General features: G+C 66.2%; 6 protein-coding genes. All 6 read left to right on the top strand.

Translation table 11 applies throughout. The annotated features are described in order from the left end of the window. The first annotated feature begins 166 nt into the window (after positions 1-166). The 6 genes from hpaD (at position 167) to RIL96_RS09305 (ending at position 6,368) form a co-directional block, all read left to right on the top strand. Positions 167-1,291, top strand: a complete 1,125-nt coding sequence (gene hpaD / locus RIL96_RS09330) for a 3,4-dihydroxyphenylacetate 2,3-dioxygenase (RefSeq protein ID WP_310548744.1) — start codon at positions 167-169, stop codon at positions 1,289-1,291. A gap of 50 nt (positions 1,292-1,341) precedes the next feature. Next, a complete protein-coding gene (gene hpaH / locus RIL96_RS09325; protein WP_310548743.1) occupies positions 1,342-2,127 on the top strand; it encodes a 2-oxo-hept-4-ene-1,7-dioate hydratase in 786 nt (261 codons plus the stop codon). Beyond that, positions 2,112-2,897: an HpcH/HpaI aldolase family protein gene (locus RIL96_RS09320; RefSeq protein ID WP_310548742.1), complete on the top strand. Its 786-nt coding sequence runs from the start codon at positions 2,112-2,114 to the stop codon at positions 2,895-2,897. The genes hpaH and RIL96_RS09320 overlap by 16 nt, the downstream gene beginning before the upstream one ends. A 22-nt stretch (positions 2,898-2,919) precedes the next feature. Continuing rightward, positions 2,920-4,824 (top strand): FAD-binding monooxygenase, encoded by a 1,905-nt coding sequence (locus RIL96_RS09315; protein WP_310548741.1) that lies wholly within the window; start codon positions 2,920-2,922, stop codon positions 4,822-4,824. Positions 4,825-5,064: 240 nt separating this feature from the next. Continuing rightward, the gene (locus tag RIL96_RS09310) at positions 5,065-5,637 is read left to right on the top strand and encodes a cysteine hydrolase family protein (protein ID WP_310548740.1); all 573 of its coding nucleotides are present in this window, start codon (positions 5,065-5,067) and stop codon (positions 5,635-5,637) included. After that, complete coding sequence (locus RIL96_RS09305; RefSeq protein WP_310548739.1) at positions 5,634-6,368, top strand: SGNH/GDSL hydrolase family protein; 735 nt, start codon at positions 5,634-5,636, stop codon at positions 6,366-6,368. The genes RIL96_RS09310 and RIL96_RS09305 overlap by 4 nt, the downstream gene beginning before the upstream one ends. Positions 6,369-6,482: the final 114 nt, after the last annotated feature.

Genomic DNA, 6,482 nt, shown 5'->3' with positions numbered 1-6,482 from the left:
ATTCTCAGTTGAGGCACCGAAGGCGTTTCGCGGGCATCTTCCGTGAGTCTCGTCGCGCCCTTCCCCCGGGCCCGGGGATCATATACGATCTGATATAGACGTGACTCACACCACAACTCATTCTTCTTGTGACACCGATTCCCTGCGCACCACCCAGGAGAGACCTATGACCGACCACCACTCCCCCGAGCAGCCGGGCCCCCGCATCCCCACTCCGCAGTCGCCGCCGCCGGATGTGCTGCGCTGCGCCTATATGGAGCTGGTGGTCACGGACCTGAAGCGCTCGCGGGACTTCTACGTCGACGTGCTGAACCTGGTGGTCACCGAGGAGGACGAGAGCGCCGTCTACCTGCGCTCGATGGAGGAGTTCATCCACCACAACCTGGTGCTGCGCCAGGGGCCGATCGCCGCCGTCGCCGCGTTCTCCTACCGGGTGCGCAGTCCCGAAGAGCTGGACCGCGCCGTGGAGTTCTACACCGAGCTGGGCTGCGAGGTCCGCCGGGAGGCCGGAGGCTTCACCAAGGGCATCGGAGACTCGGTGCGCGTCGTGGACCCGCTGGGCTTCCCCTACGAGTTCTTCTACGACGTCGAGCACGTTGAGCGCCTGGCTTGGCGCTATGACCTCTACTCCCCCGGAGCCCTGGTGCGCCTGGACCACTTCAACCAGGTCACCCCGGACGTGCCCAAGGCCGTGGCCTATATGGAGGATCTCGGCTTCCGGGTCACCGAGGACATCCAGGACGACGCCGGCACCACCTATGCGGCGTGGATGCGGCGCAAGCCCACCGTCCATGACACGGCGATGACCGGTGGTGCGGGCCCGCGGATGCACCACGTCGCCTTCGCCACCCACGAGAAGCACAACATCCTGGCGATCTGCGACAAGCTCGGGGCGCTGCGGCTCTCCGACCGGATCGAGCGCGGTCCCGGCCGCCACGGGGTCTCCAACGCGTTCTACCTCTACTTGCGCGACCCGGACGGCCACCGCGTGGAGATCTACACCCAGGACTACTACACCGGCGACCCGGACAACCCCGTGGTGACCTGGGACGTCCATGACAACCAGCGCCGCGACTGGTGGGGCAACCCGGTGGTCCCCTCCTGGTACACCGAGGCCTCCACTGTGTTGGACCTCGACGGCAATCCGGTGCCCACTGTGGAACGCACGGACGATTCCGAGATGGCCGTCACCATCGGCGCCGACGGGTTCTCCTACACCCGCGCCGAGGAGGGTGAGGACTCGATGCCGGAGTGGAAGAAGGGCGAGTACAAGCTGGGTCACCAGCTCTGAGATCCCAGCCTCAGGCGTGAGGACGATCAGAAGGAGAAGGAGGAGCGCTGATGCTCTCCACTGAGCAGGTCGCGGCGATCGCCGACGAGCTGGCCGAGGCCGAACGGACCCGTTCCACGGTGCCGCTGCTGACTGCCCGGCACCCGGAGATGACCGTGGAGGACTCCTATGCGGTGCAGAACGAGTGGCGCCGACGGGGAATCGAGGCCGGGCGTCGGCCGGTGGGCCGGAAGATCGGCCTGACCTCGAAGGTCATGCAGCAGGCCACCGGGATCACCGAGCCCGACTACGGGGCGATCTTCTCGGACATGGTGTTCGGCAACGGCTCGGAGATCGAGCACGCCCAGTTCTCCAACGTGCGGATCGAGGTGGAGCTGGCCTTCGTCCTCGGTGAGGACCTCACCGGCCCGCACACCACGGTCTTCGACGTCATGCGCGCCACCGAGTACGTGATCCCCGCCCTGGAGATCCTCTCCTCGCGGATAGAGATGGAAGGGCGGACCATCGTCGACACCATCAGTGACAATGCGGCCATGGGCGGCATGGTCTACGGCGGGAACCCCATCGCCGCCGATGCGGTGGATCTGCGGTGGGTCTCCGCGCTGCTGTACCGCAATGAGACCATCGAGGAGACCGGGGTGGCCGCGGCGGTGCTGAATCACCCGGCGATGGGTGTGGCCTGGCTGGCGGATAAGCTGGCCGCCCACGGCGACGGGCTCAAGGCCGGGGAGATCATCCTCGCCGGCTCCTTCACCCGCCCGATGTGGGTACACCCCGGGGACTCGGTGCTGTGCGACTACCGCGAGCTGGGGACGGTGTCATGTCGATTCGTCTGAGTCCCACGTTCCGTGCCCGCCTGGCAGAGGCGGACCGTCCGCTGGTCGGCGGCTGGGTGTGCTCCGGTTCGGCGACGATGGCCGAGATCATGGCCGGCTCCGGGCTGGACTGGCTGCTCATCGACATGGAGCACGCCCCCAACGGGCTGGAGTCCGTGCTCGCCCAGCTGCATGCGGCCTCCGGCTACGAGATCACTCCGATGGTGCGAGTGCCCTCCGATGACACCGTGACCATCAAACAGGTGTTGGATCTGGGGGTGCAGAACATCCTGGTGCCCATGGTCTCCACCGCCGAGCAGGCCCGGGGTGTGGCCGCGGCCGCCCAATATCCGCCGGCGGGACGGCGCGGCATCGGCTCGGCGCTGGCGCGTTCGGGACGCTGGAACCGGGTGCCCCAGTATCTGGCTGAAGCCGCCGATCACGTCTCCGTGTTCGTGCAGATCGAGACTGTGGAAGGTGTCCGCAGTGCGGCGGAGATCGCCGCCGTCGAGGGCATCGACGGGGTATTCGTCGGGCCCAGCGACCTGTCGGCCTCAATGGGCCTGATCGGGCAGCAGACCCATGACGACGTCGTCGCCGAGGTGCTGGCCACCTTCGAAGCGGTCCGCGGCGCCGGCGTCCCCGTGGGCGTCAACGCCTTCGATCCCACTGCCGCACGGAACTACCTCGACGCCGGGGCGAGCTTCGTGCTGGTCGGCGCCGACGTCGCGCTGGTGGCCCGCGGCTCCGAACGCCTGGCCGCTGATTTCATCCCCTCTGACGACTCCTGATCAACCCTCTCAAGGAGCAGATATGCAGTTCCACCACCACGGATACGTCTCCACTGACCCCCGGGTGCAGCCGGCCGCGGGCATCGGCCTGGACCGGCCTGAAGAGCTCCCCGATGAGATGGACGTGCTGATCGTCGGCAGCGGTCCGGCTGGGATGATCACCGCGGCACAGCTGGCCCAGTACCCGGATGTGCACACCCGGATCATCGAGAAGCGGCCCGAGCGGCTGGCGGTGGGGCAGGCTGACGGGATCCAGGCGCGCAGTGTGGAGACCTTCCAGGCGTTCGGCTTCGCCACCTCGATCTCGGATGAGGCGTACCACATCACGGAGATGGCCTTCTGGAAGCCGGATACTGAGAATCCGGATCACATCGTGCGCACCGGACAGCCGGCCGATGACCCGGGCGGGGTCTCCGAGTTCCCGCATCTGATCGTGAACCAGGCACGGATCCTGGATCAGTTCGCGGAGTTCATGGCGAACTCACCCTCGCGGATGCGCCCGGACTACGGGGTGGAGTTCCTGAGCCTGCAGGTCACCGCCGACACCGAGTATCCCGTGGAGGTCCGGGTGCGGCACACTACCGGGCCGCGCGAGGGTGAGGAGCGTACCGTGCGGGCGAAGTACGTCCTCGGTGCTGACGGGGCGCGCTCCGGAGTGCGCCGGGACATCGGCCGGGTTCCCCACGGGGACCGGGCCGATCATGCCTGGGGCGTGATGGACGTGCTGGCCCGCACCGACTTCCCGGACATCCGGCTCAAATGTGCGATCCAGTCCCGCTCCGGCGGGTCTATCCTGCTGATCCCGCGCGAGGGCGGGCATCTGTTCCGCATGTACGTGGACTTAGGCGTGGTGACCCAGGAGCAGTCGAAGGAGATTCGCGCGACCACGGTGGAGCAGCTGGAGAAGCGGGCGAATGAGATCCTCACCCCGTACACCCTCGAAGTCCAGCATGTGGCCTGGAACAGCGTGTACGAAGTGGGGCACCGGGTGACCGACCACTTCGACGACGTCGACGATGTGGACCGTGAGGTCAAGGATCCGCACGTGTTCATCGCCGGGGACGCCTGCCACACCCACTCCGCGAAGGCCGGGCAGGGGATGAACGTATCCATGCAGGACGGTTTCAACTTGGGGTGGAAGCTGGGGTCGGTGCTGACCGGACGAGCCCCGGCGTCATTGCTGCACACCTATTCGGGTGAGCGGCAGGAGATCGCGCAGAACCTCATCGACTTCGACCGGGAGTGGTCGACGATGATGGCGAAGAAGCCGGAGGATTTCGAGAACCCGAAGGAGCTGGAGGACTTCTACAACAAGACCTTCGAGTTCCCGGCCGGGTTCATGACCCACTACAGGCCGTCGATGATCACCGGTGATGACGCCCACCAGGGGTTGGCTGAAGGGTGGACCGTGGGCAAACGGTTCAAGTCGGCGCCGGTGGTGCGCGTCGGGGACACCAACCCGCTGCAGCTGGGCCACCAGGCCACCGCGGATGGACGCTGGCGGATCTACGCCTTCGCCTGCGCGGCGAACCCCGGGGCTCCGGCGGAGGAGACCTCAGCGCTGCGCCGGTGGGCGCAGTGGTTGGATGAGTCGCCGGAGTCGCCGGTCAACCGGTACACCCGCAGCGATGAAGACCGGGACGCGGTGTTCGACGTGAAGGTGATCTACCAGCAGAAGCACACCGAATTCGAGGTCACCGACGCTCCGGCGATCTTCCGCCCCGAGGTGGGTCCGTTCAAGCTCTTCAACTACGAGAAGGTGTTCGCCGTGAAGGCGGGCGAGGACATCTTCGACGAACGCGGGGTCTCGCGCGACGGCGCCGTCGTCGTGGTCCGCCCGGACCAGTACGTGGCCCACGTGCTCCCGCTGGGCGACACCCAGGGGCTGGCGGACTTCTTCGCTGCGAACATGCTCGAGCAGTCCTGAGGGTCCCGCTCCGACCTTCGTCCGCTCGCGCCCTCCCCTCCTCTCCCCTCCCCTCCGCTCCCCGTTGACTCTGGAGTTGGTGCCCTTTTGAGCGCCGATTCGGCTTCAAAAGGGCACCAACTCCAGAGTCATCCGGGTTCCGCAAGATACCTCGATGTCACAAAGCTCCGCCTCCGAGCGTTCTGAGGAGCTGCCGGCCGACCGTGGGAACGCCCTGGCCACTGCAGATACGCTGTGTCTGTGACACAGCCGAAATTGACATTGCGTGATGAGACGGCTCTGGTGGTCGTCGATGTGCAGAAGGGGTTTCACGACGGCGCCTACTGGGGTCCTCGGAACAACCCTGAGTGCGAAGAGAACATCGCTGCACTGCTCGATCACTGGCGTTCGACGGGCCGGCCTGTGATGTTCGTCCGGCACGATTCCTTCGACCCCCGCTCGCCACTGCACCCCGATGCAGAGGGCAACATCTTCCAGGACATGATCACCGGGGAGCCGGAGCTGTTGGTGACGAAGAACGTGAACTCCAGTTTCCATGGCAGCCCGGATCTCGATGCTTGGCTGCAAGGCGGCGGGATCACGCAGCTGGTGATCTGCGGGATTACCACGAATCACTGCTGCGAGACCACTGCACGGGTGGGCGGGAACCTCGGTTATGACGTGTACTTCGCGCTGGACGCCACTCACACCTTCGATCGCCGCACTCCGGAGGGTGACCTCGTATCCGCGGAGACTCTGGCGCAGATCACGGCAACGAATCTGCACGGTGAGTTCGCCACCGTGACGACGACTCAGGAGATAGTCAACGCATGAGTCGAGAGAGGAAGCCCCTGCACCCTCTGCTGCTGCCGATCGCTGCGATTCAGGGGGCGCGGGTCCGTCAGCACGGAATGCGGCTGCCGGAAGCCGCTGGGCCGCGGGACGGAGTCGTTGGCGCGCTCGATGGTGGCTCCGGGGAGCCGTTGCGCGTGGCGGTGATCGGTGATTCGACGGCGGCGGGCTGCGGTGTGGAGGCGCAGTCGGAAGCGTTCGGCCCGCAGTTCGCCGAAGCGGTGGCTGGCCGCACTGGTCAACCCGTGGAATGGGCGGTGCGCGGGCGTAACGGGGCCCGGGCATTTGAAGTCACCCGAGACGTGCTCCCCCAGCTCGATGACGCCCCCGGCGGGCCACAGTTCGACGTCGTCGTGGTGCTGGTGGGCGTGAACGATGTGCTCTCCGGGCATCAGGGTTCACAGTGGGAGCAGGATCTGGGTGCGCTGCTCGATGGTGCCTCAGCAGCGGCGGATCAGGTGCTGATGACGGGCATTCCGGAGTTCAGCAGCTTCCCCGCACTGCCGAAGATCCTGGCCCGGTATCTCGACGAACAGGCAGCCCGGCTCGACGACATCTCCCAGCAGGTGTGCGCAGACCGCGAAGTTGTCACCTGGCTCGGGGCGGACATGCTGGCCACGGGGAAGGACTTCTTCGCCGTCGACGGCTTCCATCCGAACGCCGACGGTTATCGGCGCTGGGCACAGGCCGTGGCCGAGAACGTCAACTTCTGACGCATGCGTGCCTCACATGTCATAGCCCCATGCTCAGAACATAGACCTCTGCAGACCGGTTCCGGCAGGACGCTATGATCCACCGCTCAACTCCCGTGAGGTAGCCCGAGAAGT

Source organism: Nesterenkonia aerolata (assembly GCF_031470965.1).
Lineage (GTDB): Bacteria > Actinomycetota > Actinomycetes > Actinomycetales > Micrococcaceae > Nesterenkonia > Nesterenkonia aerolata.
Note: the sequence above shows the minus strand (reverse complement) of the source record. Positions and strands in the feature narration are given on the sequence as shown.

What these genes read in the sequence shown, in the direction of transcription:
- RIL96_RS09315 (WP_310548741.1), top strand. Translation starts at nt 2,920, where the DNA reads ATGCAGTTCCACCACCACGGATACGTCTCCACTGACCCCCGGGTGCAG.
- RIL96_RS09320 (WP_310548742.1), top strand. Translation starts at nt 2,112, where the DNA reads ATGTCGATTCGTCTGAGTCCCACGTTCCGTGCCCGCCTGGCAGAGGCG.
- hpaD (WP_310548744.1), top strand. Translation starts at nt 167, where the DNA reads ATGACCGACCACCACTCCCCCGAGCAGCCGGGCCCCCGCATCCCCACT.
- hpaH (WP_310548743.1), top strand. Translation starts at nt 1,342, where the DNA reads ATGCTCTCCACTGAGCAGGTCGCGGCGATCGCCGACGAGCTGGCCGAG.
- RIL96_RS09305 (WP_310548739.1), top strand. Translation starts at nt 5,634, where the DNA reads ATGAGTCGAGAGAGGAAGCCCCTGCACCCTCTGCTGCTGCCGATCGCT.